Raw genomic sequence first — 25418 nt, forward strand, 5'->3', positions numbered from 1 at the left:
CCGTTCATAATTGTTTATCTTATACTCGCCAATATAACGAAATAACATCAAAACTAGTTAATATTTATTTACCATATTATAGCGATCGCTTTGAATCAAGATAGGAGGCAGATCAAGGTGGGCAGCGCGATAGGTTTGAATAGAAAAGGCATTCATTACGACGTCGGCACGCATACCCGCGGCCAAGGCGCTTCGTCCCGCGACGTATTCGAGCCCGCGATCGTCAAGCGTGAAATGGAAATCATTCGGCACGATCTGCACTGCAACGCGGTTCGCATATCCGGACAAGATATCGACAGGCTGGTAACCGCTTCGCGCTTTGCGCTCGAGCAGGGGTTGGAGGTTTGGTTTTCGCCCGCTTTCGTGGATGCCGACGAGGCGCAGACGCTCGCTTATTTCGAAGTTTGCGCGATCGCGGCGGAGGAGCTGCGCTCGCACTCGCCCCGGCTCGTCTTCGTCGCGGGATGCGAGCTGACGTTCTTCATGAAAGGAATCGTGGTCGGCGATACCGCCTTCGATCGCATCCGAACGTTCATGAGCCCGTGGAAGCTGATCGCGAACACGATCCGGAAAGGCTCGTTCCATAAGCGGCTCAACGCGTTTCTGGGCAAAGCCGCGGCCGTCGTGCGCCGGCATTTTCATGGGCAGCTCACCTACGCTTCGGGGCTGTGGGAGCAGGTGGATTGGACGCCGTTCGACATCGTCGGCATCGACTGCTACCGTGACAAATTGAATAAGAACACCTACCGCGATAAGCTCCGGGCTTACTTCAAGCACGGAAAACCTGTCGTGATATTGGAGTTCGGCAGCTGCACGTATACGGGTGCGGAACACAAAGGCGGATATGGCTGGGCAATCGTGGACCGGACCCGGACGCCGCCGCGGTTGAATGGTCCATATATCCGAGACGAACCCGAACAGGCGCGCTATATGGAGGAGTTGCTGCGAATCTTCGAGGAGGAGCACGCGGACGGGGCTTTCTGGTTCACGTTCGTCATGCCTTTCTACCCGCACGACAACAACCCTGCCCTCGACCTGGACCTTGCGAGCTACGGCGTCGTCAAATCGTATTCGGACCGATACGGAACCGCCTATCCGGGTCTGCCCTGGGAACCCAAGGAATCCTTCTATCGCCTGGCGGAACTGTACAACGAATCCTTAAGCCCGCCGAAACCCTACTCCAAGTCCTAAACCAAAGGACCGGCGCGACAGGAGGCTCGAACCTCCGATCGCGCCGGTCCTTTTGCGATGTTACGCCTGACCTGCTCCGGCAATGAGCCGAATCGCGTTCGAGACGGTCTGATATAAATTCGTCTCGCCCTGCCGCAGCGCTTCCTCGAGCGCGATCGGCCGCGGCGTGATGCTGAACGCGGCCAGCAAGCCTTCCCCATAAAGCGGTTCGTATCCCGGCTGCAAGCTGCCGGCGAATGCAATGACCGGCACGTTCGCCGTCCGCGCGCGCGCCGCGATTCCCGCGATAACCTTCCCGTTCGGCGTCTGGCCGTCGATCCGGCCTTCCCCCGTCAAGATATAATCGGCGCCGGCGATCAGTCCGTCGAAGCCGACCGCATCCAAGACGAGATCGATGCCGGGCTCCAGTTTGCCGCCGCATAGCATGAGCGCCGCTCCGATTCCGCCGGCCGCTCCCGCTCCCGGCACGTCGTGCAAGCGAGGGCCGCCGGCCGCCTCGATCAGATCCGCGACATGCGCCAGCGCCGCATCCAGTTCGTCCGCCATGTCCGGCGTCGCCCCCTTTTGCGGGCCGAACACCAGCGAAGCCCCGCGCGGACCGACCAGCGGATTGGTCACGTCGCAAGCAACGGAGAGGCGCGCTTCCCGCAGCCGTTCGTCCATGCCCGACCAATCGATGGCCGCCGCCCGGCGAAGCTGACCGCCGCCATGCCCGATCGGCTCGCCGGCTTCGTCCGTCAACGAGACGCCGAGCGCCTGCAGCATCCCCGCGCCGCAGTCGTTCGTCGCGCTCCCCCCGATCGTGATGATGACGTGCTCGACGGAGACATGGCCAAGCGCATGCCGAATCAATTCCCCCGTCCCGTACGTCGTGGCGATCAGCGGATTCCGGGCTTCGACGGGCACGAGTTGCAGCCCGCACGCCTGCGCCATCTCCACGATGGCCGTCCGGCCGTCGCCCGACAGACCGTACATCGCCGCCACGGTCTCCCCCAGCGGACCGTTCACGGCCGCCTCGATCAACCGGCCGTTCATGGCCGAAGTCAAGATCTCCAGCGTTCCTTCCCCGCCGTCTCCGACCGGCAGCTCGACGATCGTCGTCCCGCGCCCCGTCATGACTGCTTCAATCGCTTCCCGCATGACGGCCGCCGCTCGCTGCGCGGTCATGCTTTCCTTGAACGAATCCGGCGCTAACACGAATTTCATGGGCCACTCTCCTTCTTAGGTATCCGCAAGTTTTGGCTGAATATCCAACATTTGCATGGCGTCCCCGCTCCCGGGGCAAGCTAATTCCCAAATCACCATGGATCGGGGGGATACGCGCATGATCGAACAAATCCGCAAGGAGCTTCAGGATCCTTCCGATCTCTACACCAACGTGCTCGACAACGGCACGCTTCGCATGGAACTCTGTTTTTTTCCTTATCTTTGCGATCAAGGACTTATCAATACGGAATTAATCGAGCCGTTCACCTACCGGTTCCATCCGGATGCCTTCAACCGCTTCCTCGTCTCCCACCCGTGCCTCGCCAAGGCGGAAGATCCCGAGGGATGGACGAACCTGCTGTTGAAAGGCGCGCTGCTGTTCAAGATCGACGGGACGGTCTACCGGCTGGAAGTGCCGCGGAAGCTGCACGACAAGCCCGACTCCGTGCAGATCGAGAACACGCTGCAAGGGCCGCAGTCCGCCTTGACCGAAGACGTGGACATGAACATCAGCCTCGTCCGCGTCCGGTATAACGAACCGACGCTGAGCGTGGAACGGCATGTGCTCGGCGAAGCTTCGAAGTCCCGCGTCGTGCTGCTGTACGATGTCGAGCGCGTCAACCCGGAGGTGCTGGGGCTGATCAACGAACGCCTCGCCAAAGTGAAGGTCAAGATGCTGCGGGCGACGGGCCAACTGATGAAGGAGTTGTCCGGCAGACGCCACAAGCTGTTCCCCATCATCCTGCAAACCGAGCGGCCCGACCGCATCGCGACGATGATCGAACGCGGAAAAGTGGCGATGCTGCTGGACGGCAGCCGGTTCGGCCTCGTTCTTCCCGTGCGTTTGTTCGACTTCATGCACGCGATGGACGACGATTATGAGTTTCATTGGATGAGCAAGTTCCTTTTGATCCTGCGTTACTTCGCCATGGCGCTGACGATTACCCTGCCTGCCATCTACATCGCCATCGTGTCCTACAATCCGGAAGTGCTTCGCGTTCAATTGACGTTATCCATTGCCGGCAGCCGGATCGTCGTGCCCTATCCCTCGTTCATCGAAGTATTCATCATGCTGTTCATGATCGAGGCGCTGATCGAAGCGAGCCTGCGGCTGCCCCGCTCGATCGGCTCCACGGCGACGACCGTAGGCGGTTTGATTCTAGGCCAATCGATCCAGCAGGCGGGACTCGTAAGCAGCATCATGATCATCGTGACCTCCGTCGTGGCGATCTCGAATTTCGTAATACCGAACAACGGATTCGGCTATTCCATCCGTTTTGCCAAGTATGTATTCGTCGTGATCTCCATCTTCTACGGCCTGCTCGGCGTCGTCGTGCTGTTCATCTCGCTGATCGTCTATTGGTGCAATCTGCGAAGCTTCGGACAACCTTACCTGGCGTTCTACTCACCGAAGAACGAAGCGCGAAGCCATCACGGCGGAAACGGAGCGAACGAAGGATGAGCCGTTACTTATACTACCACGTGCTCTACGTCGGGATGATCAATATCATGATGTTCGTGCCCTACCTGCTGATTCGGGACCGTTTTGGCGGCGCGGTATCCGGCATGCTCATCGCGGTTGGCGTCAGCACGGCGCTTTCGCTCGGCATCATCGCATGCTTCGAGCGGTTTCCCGGCATGGGCTTTCCGGAAATCAACGACCGCTATTTGCCGAAATGGCTGACGACCTTCATTCTGGCGTTTGCGGGAATCTGCGTCTGGCTGCCTGCGGGCGTTATCGTGCTTTACTCCTATGCCGAAATCGCGCGCATGTTTTTCTATCCGGATATGAACAAGTATTTCAATTTGCTCCTGTTGGTCGGCGCAGCCATCTGGGCGAGCAGCCGTTCGACGCGGACCGTGCAATTCATCCAGGAGATCCTGATCATCATCATCTCGCCGATGCTGGTCTTTTTTCTGGCGAAAGCGGTATTCAACGAAAACATGAATTGGGACGCCATTCGGTACGTCGCAGGGTACGTGAGGAAGCCGCCTTCGTTCGTTGCGGTTGCGTCGGGGACCTTCCTGTTCTCGGGCTACATGAATCTCGTGATCTCCAACCGGCTTCACGTCAAAGGGTTCCGTGTCCGCTTCCGCTGGATCATCCCCCTGTTCGGCACCGTGTTCCTCGCGATCACGTTCTTCGTGCCGATCGGCTTCCACGGCTCTCAGGGCGTGGATGATTACCTCTACCTCTGGACGATGACGGCCGATTCCATGGCGCTCGACTACGGTTTCATCAATCGGGTGCTGTACATGTTTCTGCTGATGTTCACAGGGATCTCGCTTCTCTTCGTCATGAATACTTGGCATACGGCGATCCTTTTCTTGCGCTATACCTTCAACGGGTACAAGGACGTGGAGGAAGGCCCCGCTTCCGAAGCGAACGTATGGTTTGCCGCCGCGATCGGCGTCCTGACGTTCATCTACATGTTCTGCATGAATCAAGAGCGTAACCAAATGATGTCCCAATTATGGATCATCTTGCGATTTTTCGCCGAAATCGTCACGCTTTTCCTCATGGTCTACTTCGTTTGGCAACGGGGCAAGCAGAAGAAAAAGGAGAAGGCGCTCGAATGAAAAGAATCGCGATTCTATTGGTCGTGCTGTCCTGTTGTTCGCTGATCGGCGGCTGCGGATTCAAAGATATCGACAAACGCTTCTTTGTCGTAGCGATGGGCGTCGATTGGACGGGGAAGGCGGAGACGCCGTACCTCGTGACGCTGCGGCTCGCCATTCCCGCGACCAAGATCGGCGAAGGCTTGGCGGAAAGCCAGGTCGAACATCTGGAAGCGCCCAGCATCGCCGAAGCCGTCCGCAACCTGAAATCCCATGTCGACAAAGAACTGGATTTCGGCCAGTGCCGCGTCTTCCTGTTCGGCCAATCGCTGCTCGACCATTCGATGGACGAACCGCTCAGCTGGCTGGGCAGGCGCCGCGACATTCAGCTGATCTCCTACCTCGCGTTGGCCGAACCGAGCGCGAACGCAGTGCTGAAAGCGAACCCGAAGACGGAACGCGTCGCCGGAAACGCTTTCTTTCTTACGTTCGGCAAAGAAGGCACGGTCTCTCCTTATACCGTCACGGAGTATCTCTTCGACAGCTTTCGCCGCTTCAAGGAAAAAGGGCTCGACCCGTATCTCCCCACCATCCGGTTCGACGGGGATTCGTACGTGGTCGAGCGCCTTGCGTTGCTGAACAAAACGAAGCAGCAGCTTTTGCTTAACCGCAGGGAAACACTGCTGTTCAACTTGAGCGCCAACGCGTTCGCCAAATCCGGGATTGCCGTCAATTACGAAGGCAAGCGGCTGGTGCTCTACATCTCCAGGGTATCCAAGCACGTCAGCATCACGAATGACAACGTGCCGACTGTCCAACTCAAGCTCAAGATCAGCGGGATGGTGGAGCAAACGGCGGTGACGCTGATGAACCGGAATATCCCGCAGGTCGAGAAGCTGCTCGAAAACCATTTCAATTCGGCTACCGAGCAGCTGCTTGTCAAGATCCGCAATGCCGGCGTCGATCCTTACGGCTTCGGCTTGCATTACCTGGCCCAATATTTCGGCGACGAGCAGGATTGGAAGCACTGGCAGGAGGTCTATCCGCAGGTCAAATTCAAAGTAACCTCCCGCGTCGTCATCGACAGCACGGGCCTGATCCGCTAATTACAGGTACGTCAAATAGTGGCCGTACCCTTCCTTCTCCAGGTCGGCCTTCGGAATGAACCGCAGCGCGGCCGAATTGATGCAGTAGCGCAGCCGGGTCGGTCCCGGACCATCGTTGAACACATGCCCGAGATGCGAATCCGCGTCCTTGCTCCGTACTTCCGTGCGGACCATGCCGTGCGTCAGGTCGTCTTTCTCTTTCACGTTGGCGCCTACGATCGGCTTCGTGAAGCTCGGCCAGCCGCAGTTCGAGTCGAATTTATCCGCCGAGCTGAACAGCGGTTCGCCGGAGACGATGTCCACGTAGAGCCCTTCCCCGTTGAAGTCCCAGTATTCGCCGGTGAACGGACGTTCCGTGCCGTTGTTTTGCGTGACCTCGTATTGAATCGGAGTCAGCTTGCCGCGGCGGGCTTCGCGTTCCTTCGGCGTATTCCAATGGCCGGCGATGAACGCGTCTCGGCCCGAGCCTTTCCGGTACATTTTGTAGCGAAGCGGGTTCTTGTGATGATAGCCCTGATGATAGTCTTCGGCCGGGTAAAATTCCGTGGCCGGGACGATTTCCGTCACGATCGGCTTGTCGAAGCGGCCGCTGTTCTGCAGCTCGTCCCTCGACCGTTCGGCCGCCGCGCGCTGTTCTTCGCCGTAATAGAAGATCGCGCTCCGGTACGAATGCCCTCTGTCGTGGAATTGCCCGCCCGCATCGGTCGGATCGATCTGCATCCAATACGTGTTCAGCAGCTTCTCGTAGGGATAAATCGCCGGATCGAACGTGATTTCGACGACTTCCGCATGTCCCGTCGTATCGGAGCACACTTCCTCGTAAGTCGGGTTGGCTTTATGCCCGCCCATATATCCGGAGACGACGCCGTGAATGCCGGGCTGCTCCTCGAACGGAGTGACCATGCACCAAAAGCATCCCCCCGCGAATGTCGCTTTTTCCAATTTTTCGGCCGATGGCCCGGTTGATTCCGTCTTCATTTCGCTCATGCTTCAGCACGTCCTTTCTATCATTTGAATCTTACCGTTATCATACCAGAGACGGTTTCGCATTCCAAATTTCCTCATTCGACAGGACAGGCGATATAATATGAGAAATTTCTCACTTAATTCTCATAAAGTCGCATTTGGATAAAAGAATGCTTGCGATTTCCCTTAATCCGCGAAAAACCTCCTGTTTCACGTGTGTTATAGTGTAAAACATGACAAACGGCACCTTGAAGAGCTGGAGGGAAAGACATGGTAGTTTCGCATAAACGTTTACTCAAAAGCATCCTAAATGTGAGCCTTTGCGCCACGATCGGCTTGACGGCAATCGCTGCCGGGACGGCGTTAACCGCCAACGCGGCCACAGAGAAGTCCAAAGAACTTATCGATTACGGCGAGAAATACATAGGCACTCCGTATTTGTACGGCGCAGTACCCTACATGACCAACGCGTTCGATTGCTCGTCCTTCACGCAGTACGTCTTCGACAATTTCGACATCAACCTGCCGCGCACGTCGGTCAGCCAAGCTTCGAAAGGCACGAAAGTCGCCAAAGGGAACCTCAGCATGGGCGATCTCGTCTTCTTCAAAACGAACGGCTACAGCATCAGCCACGTCGCGATCTATGCCGGCAACAACAAGATCCTGCACAGCGCCAACGACGGCGTCGAGATCTCGGATCTGGGATCCAACTATTGGACGAAAAATTACGTAACCGCGCGACGCGTGCTTAACTAAGCTAAGCACCAAAAGAGCCGGGCAGAAGAGGAAACGTCCTCTTCATGCCCGGCTCTTTTGGTGCCGCGTTATATCCGGAACAACCCGTGTCCGTCCAGCTTGACGAGCGGCTCCTTGTCTTCGAGCAATCCGTCGCCGTTCGACTTCAGCGCCACGTCGATCAGCCAGCGCGTGAACCCGGCGACGTTCATCGTCTCGAGCTCCTGCATGCTGTAAAATCCCGCCGCATCCACTTCGACTTCATCCGGAACCGGCTCTCCGCCCACGTAATCCATCGCAAACGCGATATAGACATTATGGATGTTTCGCGGCAGGTCGCGGATCGCGACGATTCCCCGCACTTCCGCGTCCACGCCGGTCTCTTCCTTCACCTCGCGCCGGATGGAATCGTGAATCAGTTCCAACTGCTCGATATACCCGCCGGGATTCGTCCAGTACCCTTTGCCCGGTTCTTGCGCCCTGCGCACCAACAGCACTTTCTCCTCCCGCAGGACGAGCGCGCCGACGCCGATGCTGTAATTGCCCCAATGCACGAAGCTGCAGCCTTCCGCGGAGCAGGCTAGGCGCATCGTTCCGTCGACGTCCCGCGTTTCCAGCGGTTCCCCGCATGTCATGCAATACTTCATTTCCATTCGCTTCACCCGATTTGTCCGATATGTTGTTAGAGACATAGACCAGCGCTACGTCTAAATCATAGCGCTTGTGCCCGGTAAAGTTCAACCGTAAATATCGGAACACGAACAAATCGGGGACGCGGGAGGCATCCGCAAGCACCGAGCGGCACGAACCGTTACTGCTGCTTGACGATGACGCCAAAGCTGCGCACGTCGCTCGTCGAGCCGTTGCTCAGGACGGCCGTCAGCGTAACCGCCGCGTCTCCCCTGCCGTGCGCGGGCCGGTGAACGGTACCGTTAGCCGCCAGCACGGACGGATTGCTGGAATACCAGACGATGGCGCTGCCGTAGTAGCCTTTCGACGGCAAGCCCGGCGGCTGGGTCACGCTCGAGGCATTGTCGCCGCCTTTGAACGCGATGGTAAGATCGGCCTTGTCGGCCGCGGCTTTCTCCTGGCTGGTGAATTCCGGCTTGACGGTCAGCACGAACACTTTCGCGTCGGCCGAAGAACCGCTCGCGACGAAAGCCGTCAGGATGACGAGCGCATCGCCGGAGCCCGCTTGCGGGCGATGGATCGTCTTGCCGTCGGACGACAGCACGCCGGGCATGCTCGAGTTCCACGTAATCGTCGATCCGTTCACGCCTCTGGCCGGCAATCCGTCCACTGGACGCGTCACTCGGCCCGCGGTATCCGAACCGCCGAAATCGATCTGCAGCGCCGCTTTATCCGCCGCGACGCGCTGCGCGTCGGGTATGTGCTGCTTCACGGTCAAAGTGAAGATCTTCACGTCGGTATACGCGCCGGATTGGATGAAGGCCGTGAAGACGACGATCGCGTCGCCCGAGCCGTTCGCCGGCCGGTTGACCGTTCTGCCGTCGTTCGAGACGACGGCCGGCAGCGAAGATACCCATTTGACGTCGGAGCCGTTCGCGCCTTTCGCGGGAAGCGACTTGAGCGGCTGCGTCACGCTGCCGCCGTTGTCGGAGCCGCCGTAGCCGATCGCGAGCGCGGCTTTGTCCTTCGCTACCCGCTCGCTGTCGGTGAGCTGCGGGTAATTGCCCTTGACGACGACGCGGAACGTGCGGCTGGCGGTCGCGCCGTTGAACTTGAGGACGGCGGTCAGGTTGACCGCGACGTCCGACTTCGTCGACCGGTGCACCGTCAAGCCGTCGTTCGAGAGCACTCCCGGATTGCTCGACGTCCATTGTACCGAAGAGCCGTTCTTGCCTCTGCCGGGCAGGATGAGCGGCAGCGTGACGCTGCCCGCGGAGTCTTTGCCCAAATATTGAATCGATAAGGCGTTTTTATCGTCGTTGACTTTCTTCGCATTCTGGGAGCCCGCGCCGCTGCCGGCCTCGCATTGCGTCTTGAACGACGCGATCATGTTTTTCAGCAGCGCGCGCGTTTGTTCGTTCTTGGTCTTCGCGAGCACTTGATTGAGCCGGGCCACCGTTTCCTTGCAGGATTGCAGCTGCTGTTGGCGCTTTGCGTCGCCCGAGCCGCTTGAGCTGCCGCCGTGCGCGTACGCCGCGGCACCGCCGAACGCAAACAGCGACAAAACGAGCATTGCGATTGCCCATTTCTTCATGAACCTCTCTCCTCGCTTCTTGGAATCGGCGAAGGCGCATCCGAACCTGCTTCGCCAAGCACGCTGGTGAACCGGGAACGATAATGAGCGGGATTCAATTCCGTACGCGGCTGCGTTCCGTGTTCTCACCCCTTCAAACGAGCGGAGCGCCCCAATAGTTGCACTCGTTTCCAATAAAAAAATCCCGCCCGAAGGCGGAATTTTTTGGCAGGACCCTATATGGCGAATACGTGATGACCGATTTTCGCGGTGACCTTCCGCGTCAGGATCCATTTGGATTTTGCCGTTGCCGGATTATAGTAGTAGAGCGCGTTCTTCGTCGGGTCCCAGCCGCGCACGGCATCCTTCGCCGCGAGAAACGCCGAGTTGTCCGGCAGCAGCCAGTATTGGCCGTCGGAGACGGCGGTGAAGGCGTACGGCTCGAAGATGACGCCGGTCAACGTCTTGGGAAAGGCCGGCGACTTCAGGCGGTTCATGACGACCGCGCCGACGGCGACTTGCCCCTTGTACATCTCGCCCCTGGCTTCGGAATAGATGATGCGGGCCAGCTTCGACAGCTCGGGCTTGTTGACGGAGAGCTTCTTCAGCTTCGCCCACGTCGCCGGTCCCGCGATCCCGTCCCGCGCCAAACCGTGGTCCCGCTGGAAATTGGAGACCGCATTGCGGGTCGCCATGCCGAATACGGTCGTCAGCGCGCCTTTGTAGTAGCCGAGGGTTTGCAGCCGGAACTGCAGGTCGGCCACGTCCCCGCCCGCGCTGCCGGACTTCAGCGTCGGCGCGGACGCGGCGAATGCCGAACCGCCGAAGCCGAGCAAGGCGCATCCCGCGACGAGCGTTCCGGCCAATGCGGCGGTCAATCGTTTGTGCTTGTTCATGAAGCTCGAATCCCTCCATCACGAAAGTCTGGAGTACGATCATACCACGGGAATTCGAGCCGTTTTGCGGAAAACAGGAGATTCTAATGATCTTAAATAATCCTCATTGGACGGCTGCGGCCCCCCGATTATACGGTGCTTCTGCGAAGCAGCACATACCCGACGAACGACAGCACGGCGGATAGCGGCAGCAAGAGCAGCCCGAGGTTGAACGCCGAACGCCCGTCGAAGAAATCGCGAACGCCGTTCCACCAGCCCCAGTAGATGAAGGCGTACACGAGCAGCGTGCCGATCAGCAGCGATACGATGGTCATCGTATACATGCCGGTTTTGCCGAAGCGGCGGAAAAGACTCGAGATGCTCCAACCAAGCATATACATGAAGAGCAGGAATGAAGCGAACACGATAAACTGCTGAACGGCATTGCCGTCCGTAATGTAGGGAAGATGAAAGAAGAACAAATCCACGCCCCAGCCGTTCGACCAAACCTCGATATAAGATAACAGGGTCAGCAGCAGTCCCGTCCCGACGCTCGCCAACGCGATCATAATCATCGAGCCGGAGAAGTAATCCCGCCGGCGGACGCTCAGTCCCAGCGCGAACGAGAACGTATGGTGGACGCCGAGAATGCCGCTTACCATCGCATAGACGAAGATCGACGCCAAGCCCCCGGTGACGATTTGATCCTCCTTCGTGACCAAGCCGGCGATGAACAGATTCACGGCAAAGCTCGACATCACGATAATCCACGGCAGATAGAACCAGGAAACACGGTCCTTCATATGCATCTTGACAACGCCTTGGACAGTATTCATAGTAGTGCCCCCTTCTGTTCCGGCCCGCGATTCGTCAGATACACGATGAGCTGCTGAATCGTGACCGGCGCGAATTGCAGTCCGAGCGCTTCCGCTTGCTTCTGTTCCGTGACGCCCAGCCGCTCGAGGAGCGTCACCGAACGGCTGCCGCCGAGCGATTCCTGGTGAATGATCAGTTTGCCGGCCGCGTACGATTCGATTTTCGCGACTGTCCCCGTGACCGTGTACGCTTTGCCGCGCAAGGCATCGGCTTCCTCGTCGAGCAGGATCTTCCCGCCGTCGATGACGATGACATGCTCCAGCAGCCGGCTGACCTCGTCGATCAGATGCGTCGAGAGAACGACCGTTCGCGGATGCTCCGCGTAATCCTCCATCAGCCGCTCGTAGAAGATATTCCGCGCGACGGCGTCAAGGCCCAGATACGGTTCGTCGAATATCGTCAGCGGCGCCCGGCTGGCGAGCCCGATGATGATGCCGACGGAAGACAGCATGCCGCGGGAGAGCTTCTTCACCCGGCGTTTGAGCGGCAGGTTGAAATCGCCTCTGAGCCGTTCGGCAAATTCGGCGTCCCAGTTCGGGAACAAGATCGCCGCGGTCTCCAGCACGTCGATGACCCGGAAGGTATCGGGGTATTTCTGACTTTCCTTTATGAAGCAGGTTTGCTTCAGCACCTTGTTGTTCTCGAACGGTTCTTCGCCAAACACGAGCAGCTCCCCGCCGGAAGCAAACAGCTGCGCGGTAATCAAATGCATGATCGTCGTCTTGCCTGCGCCGTTTCGTCCGAGCAAGCCGTATATCTTGTTCTCTTCGATCGTGAAGCTTACATTATCGACCGCGATGAAGCTCCCGTAGCTCTTCGTTAAGCGCTTTGCTTCGACAATTGCGTTCATGCCATGCTCCCCCTCTCGCGAATCATGTCCGTCAGCTGTTCCTTCGTGATGCCCAGCTTCTCCGCTTCCCGGATCATCGTGATTACGTATTGCTCGAAAAACTGTTCCTTGCGTTTCTCCATCAGCTTCACCTTCGCCCCGGATGCCACGAACATGCCGATCCCTCGCTTTTTGTACAAGATTTCTTGATCCACCAGAAGATTGACGCCTTTTGCCGCCGTCGCCGGATTAATGCCGTAGAACGAAGCGAATTGATTCGTCGAAGGCACTTGAGACTCTTCGGGGAGTCCGCCTTCCAGAATATCGTCTTCGATGCGTTCGGCGATTTGCACGAAGATAGGACGGCTGTCATCGATTTGGTTCCCCATCGCTACACCACCAAGTTGGTTAGTTACTCATGTAACTAACTATATAAGTAATGGAGTTGATTGTCAACGGGTATTCGCAACTTTCCGCTCGAGCCCGTTCGGCGGCGGGGCGAAACGCCTACGACTGCCGAACGCGCGTTCCTTTCCAGGATTTACTTTGACAGGCCGCTGCACTACAATTAACGTACACGGAGGTGGCATCGGCATGAACATCATCAAGGTGAAAGACCGGCAGGAGCTGGACCGCAGGACGCCGTCCATGCCCTGGTATATCGAGAAATTCATCAACTTCAAGCTGCCCGACCTCTCTCCTTCTTCCCTGCTGGAATACGTGCGGGACTACGACGCCTTCCTGTCCTGGCTGCTGGCGGAAGGGCTCGCCGCAGGGCCGGCGGTCCGCGACGTCAAGCTGGAGGAGCTGGAGAAGCTGCACATGGACAGCATCGACGCGTTCAAAATGTTTCTCTCCACCCGCACCGAGCAGAGCAACAGCCGGACGACGATCTCGCGCAAGCTCTCGTCCCTGCGCTCGCTCTTTCATTATCTGAGCCAGATCGCCGAGGACGAGCAGTTCTATCCGCTGCTGAAGCGCAACGTCATGGCGAAGGTGTCGATCAAACGGACGTCGAAGCCGAAGGACACCGCCGCCAAGCTGGAAGGCAAACTGCTGCAGGAGCAGGAGATCGAGGAATTCATCCGCTACATCAACGAGGATTACGGCACGGAGGTCGCCGCCAACAAGCAGGCGTTCTATGCCTATGCGAATAACCGGACGCGGGATACCTCCATCGTCAGCCTGATCTTGAATTCCGGGCTGCGGGTCTCCGAGCTGTTCAACATGAACGTGGACGACCTGGACCTGAAGAAACGGCTGCTCTACGTCTACCGCAAAGGGAAGAACGACGACACCTTCAAGACGCCCGTCTACTTCCGCCAGGAAGCGATGCGGGACCTGCAGCATTACTTGTCGCTGCGCGAGTCGCAGTACAAGGCGCCCAAGCGCGAGAAGGCGCTCTTCCTCGCCTTGGCCAACGGCAAGCGCGAAGGCTCGCGCATGACGAAGCGCGCGATACAGGAGATGGTGCTCAAATACGCGAAGCGCTTCGGCAAGCCGCATTTGTCCGTGCATAAGCTTCGCCACTCGTTCGCGACGGATTATTACCTGCGCAACGACTTGTACAAGACGCAGGAGCAGCTCGGGCACGCTTCGCCGGAAACGACGCAGATCTATGCGCATCTGACCGACAAGACGATGGCCGAGGCGATCGACCGTCCGAAGGAAGGCTGACGCCGAGAGCGCGATGTTCGCCGGCAGGCGGACTACCGGCAGCGCCGGGTTGATGGCCGACGGCGGTTTGTTGCCTTGGCGAATGTAGGCGATCGCCGGGCAAGACAACGACAAAAAGAGCTGACCTCAAGCCTGCTTGGCTTTGAGTTCAGCTCTTTTTAGTTAGCTTTGCTCCCGATGCGTCTACCGGGCTGCCGACTGGAGGACGGCGAGCAGCGCTTCGTGAACGGCGCCGTTGGTCGCGACGAGCGAATCGTCGCTCAGCGCGAACTCGCCGCCGTCGCGGTTCGAGACGACGCCGCCCGCTTCCCGGACGATGACGAGGCCCGCGGCGACGTCCCACGGATAGAGGCCGTCATGCCAGAAGGCCGTCAGCCGGCCGGAGGCGACGTGGCACAGATCCAGGCTGGCCGCGCCGTTGATGCGCACGTTGCGGGCTTTGCCCGTCAGGCTGCCGAGCTGCCGCAGCACGACGGAATCCGGATGCCAATCCTTCGCCTGAAACCCGGTTCCGATCAGCGCTTGGCGGAGCTCGCCTTCCCGTCCGACCGCCAGCGGCCGCCCGTTCCAGAACGCGCCGCCGCCTTTCCTTGCCGTATATAGATCGTCCGTGACGGGGTTGTACACCGCTCCGACGACCGGCTCGCCGTCCTTAACGATGCCGATCGAGATGGCGAAATGCGCGATTTTGTGAATGAAATTGATCGTGCCGTCGATCGGGTCGATGATCCAGCCGTAGCCCGGGCGCGGGTCCGCGCCGCCGCGTTCGCCGCTCGCGCCGCCGTCCGTTTCCTCCGACAGGATCCAGTGCTCCGGATACTCGGACGCGATGCGTGCCCGGACGAGCTCTTCGCTGCTCACGTCGACGGCCGTCACGAGATCGGATAGATTGACTTTCTCGTGGATGCGCAAAGGGCCGTTCATTAGTTCCATCACCAAGCCGCCCGCCTCTTTCGCGTAACGGACGGCGTCCTGCAGCATGGTTTCCTCGCAATTCGCTTGCGCCTTCATTGCATCTGCTCCTTGCGCTGTATGGTGTGTGCATAGGCTGAATATTAGATTTCGTTTGTGCAATTCAGGATCGTTAATCGCTGTCATTTGAAGCATCGGATGGTTTCTGGCTTCCTGCGAGCCGTTTGCTCCGTTACTTGTCTGCCTGCTCCTATGCGCGGCCTTCGGGCTTCGAATCCGATTCGACGGTCGCCGCCGCAGGAGCCGCTCCGCTTCCGAGCCGGTACGTCAAGCCATGCGCGGCGCCGGACGTCAGCCTTATCGTCGTCTGCGCCAGCTTCGCGAGCCGTTTCCACTCGGCCGCATAAGATCCTGATCGCGCGGCCTCGATCGGAATGACGCAATGCGCCGGCCGCGTCATCGCGAGGATCCGCTCGTTGAAGCCGTCCGGAAGCCCGTGATGGGCCGCCTTCAACACGCCGCAGGCCATATCGTCCCGGATCGCCATGCGCTCCCAGCCCGGCTCCGGCTGATCGCCGCCGAACAATATGTTGTGCTCCGGTTCGTCGACGAGACTTAACCGGTAGACCGAGCTGTCGTGATTGGACGCCTCGAAGAAGGCCACCAGCGTGTCATTAGCCGGCGGCGTTTCCGCTTCGGCCATGCCTTGAATCACTTGATAAGCGGGCAACGGGTCGCCCTGCCAAGGGTACAAATGCGCGAAATGCACGCCTTCCTCTTCCCAGACGACGGCTTCCTCCCGGGAGGCGTAACGATCACGCCAGCGGATGGCCGTTCCCTTCTCGCGCAGCCGCTCGATAAGCGTCAGATAAGCGCCGAGCATATGCAGCATTTGACCGGCAAGCGGCTCGTAGGCGGCTTCGTCCTCCGCCTCCGGCAACCGGAACGGCTCATACGGAAGCACTGCGTTCCGGATCGGCTTGGCTTCCGCGACGGCAAGCAGGCCATTCATGTGGTCCTCGTGCAGATGAGTCAGGATCAGCCACTCGATCTCCTCGACGCCGTGCCGGTTCAGCCATTGGAGCGGGTGATCCCGATCCGGCAGCACGGCTCCGTCGCCGCCGTCGATCAGCGTGACTTTCCCCGACGGCAGACGAATCGCGTGCGAGTCGCCCCAAGCGACGTTTAGAAAATGCACTTCCGCGCTCACGCGATCGCCCCCTTTCCGCTCACGATGGTCACCGTACCGTCGGCTGCGGGCAGCAGATGGACGGCACGCTTGTCTACCGACATGTGGACGAGCCCGTGCTGGCCGGCGATGCCGCCCGGTCCGGCGTCGTCCACGATCCAATCCCGGCCGTCCGAAGTCACCCAGTACCGAACCGACCGGCCGTGGAAGCTGCTCCGCAGCACGTAGCCGCTCCACGCGTTATCTGCGGGGGACGCGGACTCATGGACGGCGATGCTTTCCGGCCGGATCACGAGCGTGACCCGCTCTCCCGGACCGTAGGCATACCCGTCGCGGTGCACGCGCATGAACCTGTTCCCGCAGGCGATGACGAGATCGTCGTCCTCGATCGCTTTCACGACGCCTTCCGCGAAGTTGGCGGCTCCGACGAAGTCCGCCGCGAAGCGGGACGCCGGCTTCTTGTAGATCTCCCTCGGCGTGCCGACCTGCACGATCCGGCCTTGGTCGAATACCGCCACCTGATCGGAGATCGACAGCGCTTCGTCCTGGTCGTGCGTCACGAACACCGCGGTAAAACCGAGCCGCTGCTGCAGCTGGCGGAGCTCGTCGCGGACCTCGACCCGCATCTTGGCATCGAGATTGCTCAGCGGCTCGTCCATCAGGATGACGTTGCTGCCCATCACGAGCGCCCGTGCGAAGGCGACGCGCTGCTGCTGCCCCCCGCTCAAGGCGCGCGGCAGACGGTCACGCAGGCCGTGCAGGCCGAACATGTCGACCATCGCCGAGATCTTGTCCTCGGCGGACTTGCGGGGCAGCTTCTGGAGCTTCAGCCCGTAGGCGATATTTTCCTGCACCGTCATATGCGGGAACAACGCGTAATCCTGAAAGACGAGCGGCGTATTCCGCTTGAACGCCGGCAGGCCGTTCATCCGTTTGCCCTCGATGAAGATGTCGCCGCGGTCGGGTTCGAAGAAGCCGGCGATGAGCTTCATTAGCGTCGTTTTGCCGCAGCCGCTCGGCCCCAGCAGCGTCGTGAAACTGCCGGCCGGGACGGACAGCGAGATGTTCTTGATCGCTTCGAAATCGCCGAAGCGTTTGGACACGTTCGTAATTTCGATCATCGGTTCGTTGGCAGCCATAGGTCCCTCCGTTAAAGTTGGATTGATCTTCCTTGCTTTTTGAGCAGCAGACGCGTCGGCGCCAGCACGGCGAAGGCCATCAGGATGAGCGCGGCGGTAAGCGCGGAGGCGCTGCCCCACTCCCCGTTCTGGACCAGGCCGAGGATAGACACGGTGCCGACGGACGTCTTGGCGGAATAGATGAAGATGACGACGCTCAGGCAGGTGACGGAACGAAGGAACGAGACGGTCACGCCGGCAATGAACGGTCCCCGCAGCAGCGGAAGCAGAATCCGCCAAAACGTGCGCAGCCGATTCGCGCCGAGATTGAGCGAGGCCTCCTCCAGCGTGCCGCTGATCTGCGCGAGCCCGGCCAGGTTCACGCTGTAGCAGGTCGGCAAATTCCAGAACATCAAGGCCAGGATCATGATCAAGGGCGTTCCCGTCAGCAGGAACGGCTTCTCGTTGAAGGCCACGGCGAATCCGAGCCCGAGGAAGATGCCCGGCACGGCCCCCGGCAGGATCGCCAGCACGTCCAGCAGCCGGTAGAGACGCGTCCCCTTGCGCTGGACGATGAACGCGAGCGGCAGCGAGAATACCGCGGCGGCGACCGAGGACAGCAGCGCGAACTTCAGGCTGTTCGCCATCTCCCGTCCCTTCGCGAAGATGTAATGCACGTTCTTGAGCGTGAACGACCAGTCGAAGCCCCATGTCTTCGTAAAAGCGCCGTAGAACAGCACGCCATAGACGGACAAGACCAGGGCCGTCACGAGCAGGCAAGCCGCGAACACCGACCATCTGGCGGCGGCCGGCAGCGGGAACGGCCGGGCATTCGATTCTTTGCCCGTCACGGTCACGTAGGAGCGTTTGCCGATCCAGGCACGGTTCCAGACGAACAAGGCGATCGCCGGCAGCAGCAGCGCGGTCGACAGCACGGAAGCCGAGTTCAGATCGAACATGCCCGACATCTGCATGTACGCCTCGGTCGGCAGCACATGGAAATTGCCCGCGATGATGATGGGATTGCCGAAATCGGCCAGCACGTTCATCGCGGCGATCAGCGCTCCGCCCGCCAGGCCCGGTCTGCAGAGCGGCAGGAACACGTGGCGGAATACCTGCCAATGCGTGGCCCCGAGATTATAGGCCGCATTCTCGAGCTGCGGCGAGATCGAAGCCATCACCCCGTGAATGACGGCATACGCATACGGGAAAAAAGTCATCGTCTGCACGAGCCACAGCCCGTGCCAGCCGTAGATGTCGAAGTGGACGTGAAGCACGTATTTAGAAATAATACCCTGCCCGCCGAACAGCAGGATGTACGACAGCGCCACGATGAACGGCGGCGAGACGATCGGCAGCAGCGCGACGGAAGCGAACAGCCGTCTGAACGGCACGTGCGCCCTGGTCACCGCGTAAGCGAACAGAAAGGCGATCAGCGTGCAGGAAATCGTGGACAACGCCGTGATGAACAAGCTGTTCAAGGCGGCATGGTACCAGCTCGAATAAGTGAATAATTTGCGGTAGTCGGCCAAGCGGGAATAGCTGACGACCTTGATGATCGGCCAGACGACGAAAAAGCACGTCAAGAGGATCATGGCCGCGGAGCCGAGCGCCAGGAAGGGGTCCTTCCTCAGCCGCTTCAGGTTCCCCGCGCTTTCGTTGGCGGCGGTTGAGATCAATTCGCCCGCTCCTTTCGATTCATGGCGCGCACCTCCTCCCTGCGGGAGGCCCGCAAAGAGGAGGTGTCGCGTTTCGCGTATTGAGTTGGCGTTACTTGGCCGTCATGTCGGTGAACTTCTTCACGACGTCTTCTTTCATGGCCGACGCTTTGGCGCGGTCGTAGCTGACCAGATCCACGTCCTCGATCTTCACCATGCCTTCCGGCGGCGCGACGTCGGAGCGGACGGAATAGCGGTTGGACATTAAGGTGTTCATCTCGCCGACTTCCTTGGTCAGCAGCCAGTCGACGAATTTCTTCGCGTTCTCGGTGTTGGCGCCGCCCTTGACGATGCCCACGCCGCCGATTTCGAACGCGGTTTGCTTCGGAATGATGACTTTGATCGGGTAGCCCTGCTTCATCGATTTGACGATGTCATGCGCCCACGACATGCCGGCGACGAACTCTCCGGTCGCGGTCAGCGTGATGCCGTCGCCGGCGGCCTGCGTGTAATGATGGACGTTCCCGTTCAATTGCTTCAGGTAATCCCAGCCCTTCTCGTCGCCCAGACGGAACAGCTGATCCGCCACGAAGATGTAGCCGCCGCCGGCCGTTGCCGGATTCGACGTTACGAATTTCCCTTTGTAATTCGGGTCGAGCAGGTCGTCCCAGGTTTGCGGTTCCTTGACGCCCTTCGGCGCGAGCTCCTTCTCGAAGCGGTCCTTGTTCAGCACGATGCCGAGCACGCCCATGTACCAGCCCTGCCAGAAGCCCTTCGGATCGTTGAAGCGCGCGTCGATCTCCTTCGCGTTCGGCGACGCGTACGCTTCGAGCAATCCTTGCGACGACAAGCCGTCGTAGAATTCCACGGAGCCGCCGACCATGATGTCCGCTTGCGGCGCGTTCTTCTCGGCTTGGACGCGCGTGCTGGCTTCGCCGGCGCCGCTCAAGCGGATGTACTCGATGTCGATGCCGGTATCTGCCTTGAATTTCTTCTGGATCTGCACGACGTCGTCCTCGTTGAGCGCCGCGTAGACGACCAGCTTGTTCGAGGTCGAAGCCGGTTCCGCAGCCGGCGTCTCGGCCGGTTTGTCCGCTTCGGCGTTGGCGGCGGCGTCCGTCTTGTTGCCGCCGGCGTTCGCCGAAGCCGTGTTCGCGGCCGCGTTCCCAGTCGTATTCGAAGCCGCGTTGCCGTTGTTGCCGTTATCGGATCCGCAGCCGGACAGCAATGCCGTCAGCGCGAAGACCGATGCCAATAAGAGACCGCCCATGCGGGCGCGTGGTTTGGTGAGCATGTTGGAACCTCCTGAAAGTTTTGCGGGGGCGTAGCCCTCGCAGCCGGTATTCGGCAAGATAAGCAAAACTGCTTCGAAAGCATACGCTAAGTTTTCTGAATTCCTTACCGTGCCGTGACGGTCGCCGTGATGCGGGCTTGTCCGTTGCTCGTCGCCGCGTTCGTCCACGTCAACGTGGCGCCCGGCGCCACGATGCCCGATACATAGCCCATATCGTCGTCGCCGGACGTGCCGTCCGAGTCGTAGGCATGGATTTCGACCGCCGTATTCGCCGGCTTGGCGACATAGACCGTGTTGTAGGCCTCGGAGAAATTGGCTCCGAATTCGGCGTCGTTCGCGCCGAACGCGATCGGATACGTCTGCGAGGTCGGCGCGTCGTTCTTCTTCCAGAAGCGCGCGTCCGTCTGCCCTTGGCCGTTGACGTACGCCTTTAGGAAGATATCGCTCTTCCCGCCGAAGGGATCGCGGTTTTCGAGGCTCGTCGCGTTGACGAGCGTGATCTTATGCGAGTAGTACGGATTGGAGACGTACGAATGCGAGAAACTGCCGAGACCGTTAAGATGCACGTCGACCTGATGCGCGGGATCGGACCAGTTCATTCCCTGCAGGGCCGGGCCGTCGGTGCTGTCGTCCCAGCCCCAAGGCGCATTGGCCGAATTGGCCGTGTTGTTGTCGCCGCCGAACGTTCCCCATGATGCGAACATTTCGGGATCGTTGCGCTTGCTCCACAAGTCGCCCCATTCGATCAGCGCGTAACCGTAGTGATTCGCATAGCTGCCTGCCGTCGACGTCGGGAAGTCGGCCTGACCGGTGTAATCGTAGACGATTCCGTCTCCGCCCGGCGCGCTTGATCCGTCATACGCCTTCACGCCGTGCCCGCCGCTCGGGCTCTGGCCGTTCGCCTGGCAGAACACTTGCGGATGGCTGCCGCTCATGAGCACGCCGCCGTCCACGTTGTCCGAACCCGTCGTAATGCTCGGATCGTTCGTGTAGTCGTACCATTGGTTATGCGCCATCGTTTCCATCAGTTGGAAGCTGCCGTAAGCCGAGCCGTCCTTCCTGATGACGAGGAACAAGCCCTCCAGGTCGTTCTCATGCGCGTCGAGCGGCCGGGTATACGCATCGTCCCGGGCATGGAACAGATCGTACTCGATGAAATAGTGCGTGTTCGTCTCGGACACTTTGTAGTACACGTAGCCGTTCTCGTTGAAATTCGAGAGGTTGTCCCAATTGTTGAGCGCGCGGTAATCCCCGTCATAGTTGAAGTTCGTGATGAAGTCCGCTCTTACGTCGAGATCCGCGTTGACGTCCTGATAGATTTGAGGCGCCCAGTGCGCGGCCAGCTCTTCATTGCTCGCGGCATGCGCGGCCGGCGTGCCTCCGATGCCCGGAACGCCCAGCGCGAGCGCCGCTGCGGCCGTAAGACCCAGTACGGTTTTCTTCATGTAACTCTAACCCTCCGTCGCTTCTTATTTTTTCTGTTCCCCGTGAATAAGCAGACTCCGATACGTCAGGCTTGTGCCGGAATGCCGGCAGCTCGGCGTCTTGGCGCCGTCAGGTCCGCGTCGATCCATCTCCCCCTATCAACCAGGTTAAAGCATGCTGTCTGACACCTTGAATTATAGGGAAGAGGTTTCAATCGTGTCAATGAATGGAATGTTAAGTGTTTATTGAGAAAATAGACCGATTTATAAGCTTTTTGTTGTGAGCGAATTTACGTTTATGCTACAATGTCGATGTCAGACAGCATTCGGATGCAAGGAGGCACAATGGGAAGTTGGAGAAAAAACCGCTCTATCTCAAAGTAAAAGAAGAAATCGAGCAAAGCATCGAATCCGGCGAATTGAAGCCGGGCGAACGTCTGCCTTCCGAGCCTGAGCTGGCGAAGAAATTCGAGGTCAGCCGCCCGACGCTCCGGGAGGCGCTGAAGATGCTGCAGCGGGAAAAGACGCTGATCAGCAGAAACGGCGTCGGCACCTACGTCAACAGCCGCTCCGACGTCATCTTGAATCCGTTAAGCAAGCTGCAAAGCGTCGGCCAGATGATCAAGAACGGCGGCTTCATGGAAAGCGAGCTCGATATTCGCATCTATACCCGCGAATCCGAGGCGGAGTGGACGGAGAAGCTGCAGACGGACGAGAACGTCGTCATCTTGGAGCGTTCCCGGACGGCGGACGGCAACAAGGTGGCGTTCTACTACAACATCTTCCCGCAAAGCCTGGTCGCGGGCCATATCGACGGCGAGTTCACGGGCGCGATCTTCGATTTTCTGCGGAATAAGATCGGCATTCAGGTCGCTTACGCCATTACCGAGATTTGCGCGATCAGCATGGACAACGCGATGGACCGGAACGCCGCCGAGCTGCTCGGTCCGGAGATTTTGCTGCTCAAGCAGCTGCATTACGACGAAGAGGACCGCCCCGTATTCTACTCCTTGGATTACTTGAAAAGCAGCGCGTTCAAGCTGATCATCAAACGGGAATAGGCGGGCGCGCCTCGCAGGCGTCCATATATGCGCAAAAACGCCCCGGACCATAATGGCCGGAGCGTTTTGCGTTGCCTGGATGCGGTATTCGGTTAGTCGAGGGCGAAATAGATTTCGGTCTCCAGCAGCGACTCGTCTTCGTTCCAGTGGCCGTATACCTCGAGCAGCGGTTTCCGGCATTCGCGTCCGGAGGCCGAGACGGCCGCGCACAGCTCGTCATACGTGCGGCCAAGCCCGGCGTATGAACCCCGGTGGACGCAATAGGCATACTCGTTCAGTGTCAGCATCCTGCGCGTCAACTGCGATATGACGCGGTCGCCCAATTGCGCCGAATCCAGTTCGACGCCGGCGAAGACCACGTCGTCCGGCCCGTAGAACACATGATTCACGCCGCGATGCGGAAGCGCTTGACCGCGCACTTCCGTCCATACGCGTCCCAGCAGCTCCATGACGATATCCCCGTAAGGTTCGTCGCCGAGGCGAGGCTTCGCGACCCCGTGCAGCGTGACGGTAAACGGTTCATCGACGATTCTCCATTGCAAACTCATCCGATCGGCTCCTCTCTTCTGCCCGACTATCATCCTTGGCGTAAGCGGCGGTTTCCGTCATGCCCGCATGCCGAACCTCCGCTTGTACGTTCGCGCCCGTGCATGTCGAACGAACTGTGTTCCGAGCGCAAGCGGACGGCGGTCCGGCTTAGCTCTTCCGCCGCCGCGCGCGACGGTCTTCCAGCCATCGCCGGACGGACGCGCCGGCATCCGCGAGCGCCAGACGTTCGGCAGGCTCGCCGCTTCCCCGCTCTTTCCATTCGACCTCGCCCTCGGCAATTCCTTTGCCGATGACGATCCGAATCGGGATGCCGATCAGATCGGCGTCCTTCAACTTCACGCCGAGACGTTCGCCCCGATCGTCGAGCAGCGTTTCGATGCCGTCCGCCCGCAGCTGCTCGTATAATCGCTCGGCCGCCGCCATCTGCGCTTCGTCCTGATGGGAGACCGGGATGACATGCACTTGAAACGGCGCAAGCTCGACCGGCCACAACATGCCGTTCGCGTCGTGGTGCTGCTCGATGACGGCGGACAGCAGCCGCGTGACGCCGATGCCGTAGCAGCCCATGATCATCGGCCGGTTCTCGCCGGAAGCGTCCACGAACCGCGCGCCCAGCTTCTCGCTGTATTTGGTGCCGAGCTTGAAGACGTGGCCGATCTCGATGCCGCGGATGACGCGCAGCGTGCCTTCCAGACAGTTCGGACACGCCTCGCCTTCCTCGACGTTGCGGTAATCGCCGATCCGCTCCAGCGGGAAGTCCCTGCCCGGCACGACATGCCTCAAGTGATAATCCGTCGCGTTCGCGCCGGAGACGCCATGCGCCATGGCGGCGACTTCTTCATCCACCAGCAGCGTCGCGTTCAGCCCGACCGGACCGGCAAAGCCCGTTGCCGCCCCCGTGATGCCGGCGACGACCGCGCTATCCGCCAGCTCCAGCTCCATGGCGTCCAGCGCGTTCTTTACCTTCGTGTCGTTCAGCGTGCGGTCGCCGCGGACCAGCACCGCGACCGGCTTGCCGTCCGCCAAGTAGATGAGCGTCTTGATCAGCACGCTCGTCTGAATGCCGAGTCCCGTCACTAGATCCTCGATGCTCCTGAGACCGGGCGTATGAAGCTTTTCCGCGGCCGGGACGGGGTCCCCTGCCGTCGGCGCCGTTCCACCGGACGCCGGGTGCGCCGCCCGGCCGTCCTTGCCGACGGCGGCGGACCCGCGGCCGGCGGCCTTCTCCATGTTCGCCGCATAATCGCAATGGCTGCACGTGACGACGTCGTCCTCGCCGGATGCGGCGATGGCCATGAATTCATGCGTGCCGCCTTCGCCTCCGATCGCGCCCGCGTCGGCTTCCACGGCTCTGAATTCGAGGCCGCAGCGTTCGAATATCCGGTGATACGCCCCGTACATCGCCCGATAAACGACATCGAGGCTCTCCCAATCCGCCGAGAACGAGTACGCGTCCTTCATAAGGAACTCCCTGCTCCGAAGCAGTCCGAACCGCGGCCGGCGCTCGTCGCGAAACTTGGTCTGGATCTGGTAGAGCGTCACGGGAAGCTTGCGGTACGTCGAGATTTCCTGTCCGACGAGCGCGGTGATGACTTCCTCGTGCGTCGGTCCGAGCACGAATTCGCGGTCGCCGCGGTCGCGCAGCCGGATCAGCTCCGGTCCGTACACCTCGTACCGGCCGGATTGGCGCCAGAGATCGGCGGGCTGCATCGCCGGGAGCAGCACCTCCTGCGCGCCGGTTCCCTCCATCTCTTCCCGGACGATCCGTTCCGCGTTCCGCAGCACGCGGCGGCCCAGCGGCAATATCGAATACACGCCCGCGGACAGCTGGCGGATGAACCCGCCTTTGACGAGCCATTGGTGGCTGATCGCTTCCGCGTCGGCCGGCACCTCCCGCATCGTAGGCATAAACGCAGCTTGTTGTCGCATCCTTCTTCCTCCTCGTGAATGTTTTTGCCGTCGCTTGCCTGCTCCAGGACTTCGGCCGGAT

At 59.9% G+C, this 25418-nt stretch carries 23 protein-coding genes; 7 read left to right on the plus strand and 16 right to left on the minus strand.

Features of this window, described 5'->3' with window-relative positions; all coding sequences use genetic code 11:
* Nucleotides 1–117: 117 nt before the first annotated feature.
* Entirely contained in the window at nt 118–1191 is a 1074-nt protein-coding gene (locus AC50YL_RS10210; RefSeq protein WP_494831612.1) for a glycoside hydrolase family 113 protein, read from the plus strand.
* 60 nt (nt 1192–1251) lie between these two features.
* Here the strand turns inward: AC50YL_RS10210 and AC50YL_RS10215 are convergent, their stop codons facing one another.
* Nucleotides 1252–2397 carry a glycerate kinase gene (locus AC50YL_RS10215; RefSeq protein ID WP_494831614.1) on the minus strand — a complete coding sequence of 382 codons (1146 nt, stop codon included), beginning with the start codon at nt 2395–2397 and terminating at the stop codon, nt 1252–1254.
* 118 nt (nt 2398–2515) lie between these two features.
* On the opposite strand from AC50YL_RS10215, the gene AC50YL_RS10220 reads away from it, so the two are divergent.
* From AC50YL_RS10220 to AC50YL_RS10230, 3 genes are read left to right on the plus strand one after another with little or no spacing between them, the layout of a single operon-like run.
* On the plus strand, nt 2516–3859 hold the full coding sequence (locus tag AC50YL_RS10220) for a spore germination protein (RefSeq protein ID WP_494831615.1): 1344 nt from the start codon (nt 2516–2518) through the stop codon (nt 3857–3859).
* Nucleotides 3856–4977 (plus strand): hypothetical protein, encoded by a 1122-nt coding sequence (locus tag AC50YL_RS10225; protein WP_494831617.1) that lies wholly within the window; start codon nt 3856–3858, stop codon nt 4975–4977. The genes AC50YL_RS10220 and AC50YL_RS10225 overlap by 4 nt, the downstream gene beginning before the upstream one ends.
* Complete coding sequence (locus AC50YL_RS10230) at nt 4974–6062, plus strand: Ger(x)C family spore germination protein (protein WP_494831619.1); 1089 nt, start codon at nt 4974–4976, stop codon at nt 6060–6062. Before AC50YL_RS10225 ends, AC50YL_RS10230 begins: the two co-directional genes overlap by 4 nt.
* Here AC50YL_RS10230 and msrA read toward each other — a convergent pair whose 3' ends face one another.
* A complete protein-coding gene (msrA, locus tag AC50YL_RS10235; protein WP_494832522.1) occupies nt 6063–7040 on the minus strand; it encodes a peptide-methionine (S)-S-oxide reductase MsrA in 978 nt (325 codons plus the stop codon).
* A 258-nt stretch (nt 7041–7298) separates the two neighbouring features.
* Between msrA and AC50YL_RS10240 the strand changes: the two genes are divergently transcribed.
* The gene (locus tag AC50YL_RS10240; RefSeq protein WP_494831621.1) at nt 7299–7784 is read left to right on the plus strand and encodes a C40 family peptidase; all 486 of its coding nucleotides are present in this window, start codon (nt 7299–7301) and stop codon (nt 7782–7784) included.
* 68 nt (nt 7785–7852) lie between these two features.
* On the opposite strand, the gene AC50YL_RS10245 is transcribed toward AC50YL_RS10240, so the two are convergent.
* From AC50YL_RS10245 to AC50YL_RS10270, 6 genes are all read right to left on the minus strand, one after another.
* Nucleotides 7853–8416, minus strand: coding sequence for an NUDIX domain-containing protein (locus AC50YL_RS10245; RefSeq protein WP_494831623.1), 564 nt, complete (start codon nt 8414–8416; stop codon nt 7853–7855).
* Nucleotides 8417–8574: 158 nt separating this feature from the next.
* Entirely contained in the window at nt 8575–9987 is a 1413-nt protein-coding gene (locus AC50YL_RS10250; RefSeq protein ID WP_494831625.1) for an immunoglobulin-like domain-containing protein, read from the minus strand.
* Between the two features lie 215 nt (nt 9988–10202).
* Nucleotides 10203–10862 (minus strand): spore cortex-lytic enzyme, encoded by a 660-nt coding sequence (sleB, locus tag AC50YL_RS10255; protein ID WP_494831627.1) that lies wholly within the window; start codon nt 10860–10862, stop codon nt 10203–10205.
* 128 nt (nt 10863–10990) lie between these two features.
* Nucleotides 10991–11677, minus strand: coding sequence for a hypothetical protein (locus AC50YL_RS10260; RefSeq protein WP_494831629.1), 687 nt, complete (start codon nt 11675–11677; stop codon nt 10991–10993).
* Nucleotides 11674–12567, minus strand: a complete 894-nt coding sequence (locus AC50YL_RS10265; protein ID WP_494831630.1) for an ABC transporter ATP-binding protein — start codon at nt 12565–12567, stop codon at nt 11674–11676. The genes AC50YL_RS10260 and AC50YL_RS10265 overlap by 4 nt, the downstream gene beginning before the upstream one ends.
* Nucleotides 12564–12935, minus strand: coding sequence for a GntR family transcriptional regulator (locus tag AC50YL_RS10270; RefSeq protein ID WP_494831631.1), 372 nt, complete (start codon nt 12933–12935; stop codon nt 12564–12566). The genes AC50YL_RS10265 and AC50YL_RS10270 overlap by 4 nt, the downstream gene beginning before the upstream one ends.
* 205 nt (nt 12936–13140) lie before the next feature.
* Here AC50YL_RS10270 and xerS point away from each other — a divergent pair, with 205 nt between their 5' ends.
* Nucleotides 13141–14223 (plus strand): tyrosine recombinase XerS, encoded by a 1083-nt coding sequence (xerS, locus tag AC50YL_RS10275; protein ID WP_494831633.1) that lies wholly within the window; start codon nt 13141–13143, stop codon nt 14221–14223.
* Between the two features lie 183 nt (nt 14224–14406).
* Here xerS and AC50YL_RS10280 read toward each other — a convergent pair whose 3' ends face one another.
* The 6 genes from AC50YL_RS10280 to AC50YL_RS10305 all read right to left on the minus strand — a co-directional run bounded on the left by AC50YL_RS10280 (nt 14407) and on the right by AC50YL_RS10305 (nt 21839).
* The gene (locus AC50YL_RS10280) at nt 14407–15234 is read right to left on the minus strand and encodes an inositol monophosphatase family protein (protein WP_494831635.1); all 828 of its coding nucleotides are present in this window, start codon (nt 15232–15234) and stop codon (nt 14407–14409) included.
* 151 nt (nt 15235–15385) lie between these two features.
* Nucleotides 15386–16345 (minus strand): ComEC/Rec2 family competence protein, encoded by a 960-nt coding sequence (locus AC50YL_RS10285; protein ID WP_494831637.1) that lies wholly within the window; start codon nt 16343–16345, stop codon nt 15386–15388.
* Nucleotides 16342–17463, minus strand: a complete 1122-nt coding sequence (locus AC50YL_RS10290; RefSeq protein WP_494831638.1) for an ABC transporter ATP-binding protein — start codon at nt 17461–17463, stop codon at nt 16342–16344. Before AC50YL_RS10290 ends, AC50YL_RS10285 begins: the two co-directional genes overlap by 4 nt.
* An 11-nt stretch (nt 17464–17474) precedes the next feature.
* Nucleotides 17475–19121 (minus strand): ABC transporter permease, encoded by a 1647-nt coding sequence (locus tag AC50YL_RS10295; protein WP_494831640.1) that lies wholly within the window; start codon nt 19119–19121, stop codon nt 17475–17477.
* Between the two features lie 91 nt (nt 19122–19212).
* A complete protein-coding gene (locus tag AC50YL_RS10300; RefSeq protein ID WP_494831642.1) occupies nt 19213–20394 on the minus strand; it encodes an ABC transporter substrate-binding protein in 1182 nt (393 codons plus the stop codon).
* 104 nt (nt 20395–20498) lie between these two features.
* Nucleotides 20499–21839 (minus strand): hypothetical protein, encoded by a 1341-nt coding sequence (locus AC50YL_RS10305; protein ID WP_494831644.1) that lies wholly within the window; start codon nt 21837–21839, stop codon nt 20499–20501.
* Nucleotides 21840–22171: 332 nt separating this feature from the next.
* Here AC50YL_RS10305 and AC50YL_RS10310 point away from each other — a divergent pair, with 332 nt between their 5' ends.
* Nucleotides 22172–22879: a GntR family transcriptional regulator gene (locus tag AC50YL_RS10310; RefSeq protein ID WP_494831645.1), complete on the plus strand. Its 708-nt coding sequence runs from the start codon at nt 22172–22174 to the stop codon at nt 22877–22879.
* 92 nt (nt 22880–22971) lie between these two features.
* Here AC50YL_RS10310 and AC50YL_RS10315 read toward each other — a convergent pair whose 3' ends face one another.
* Together AC50YL_RS10315 and AC50YL_RS10320 are read right to left on the minus strand one after the other, a co-directional pair.
* Nucleotides 22972–23427 carry a GyrI-like domain-containing protein gene (locus AC50YL_RS10315; RefSeq protein WP_494831647.1) on the minus strand — a complete coding sequence of 152 codons (456 nt, stop codon included), beginning with the start codon at nt 23425–23427 and terminating at the stop codon, nt 22972–22974.
* Between the two features lie 148 nt (nt 23428–23575).
* Nucleotides 23576–25357 (minus strand): proline--tRNA ligase, encoded by a 1782-nt coding sequence (locus tag AC50YL_RS10320; protein WP_494831649.1) that lies wholly within the window; start codon nt 25355–25357, stop codon nt 23576–23578.
* Nucleotides 25358–25418 lie beyond the last annotated feature (61 nt).

The organism is Paenibacillus sp. J22P277, from assembly GCF_059383675.1.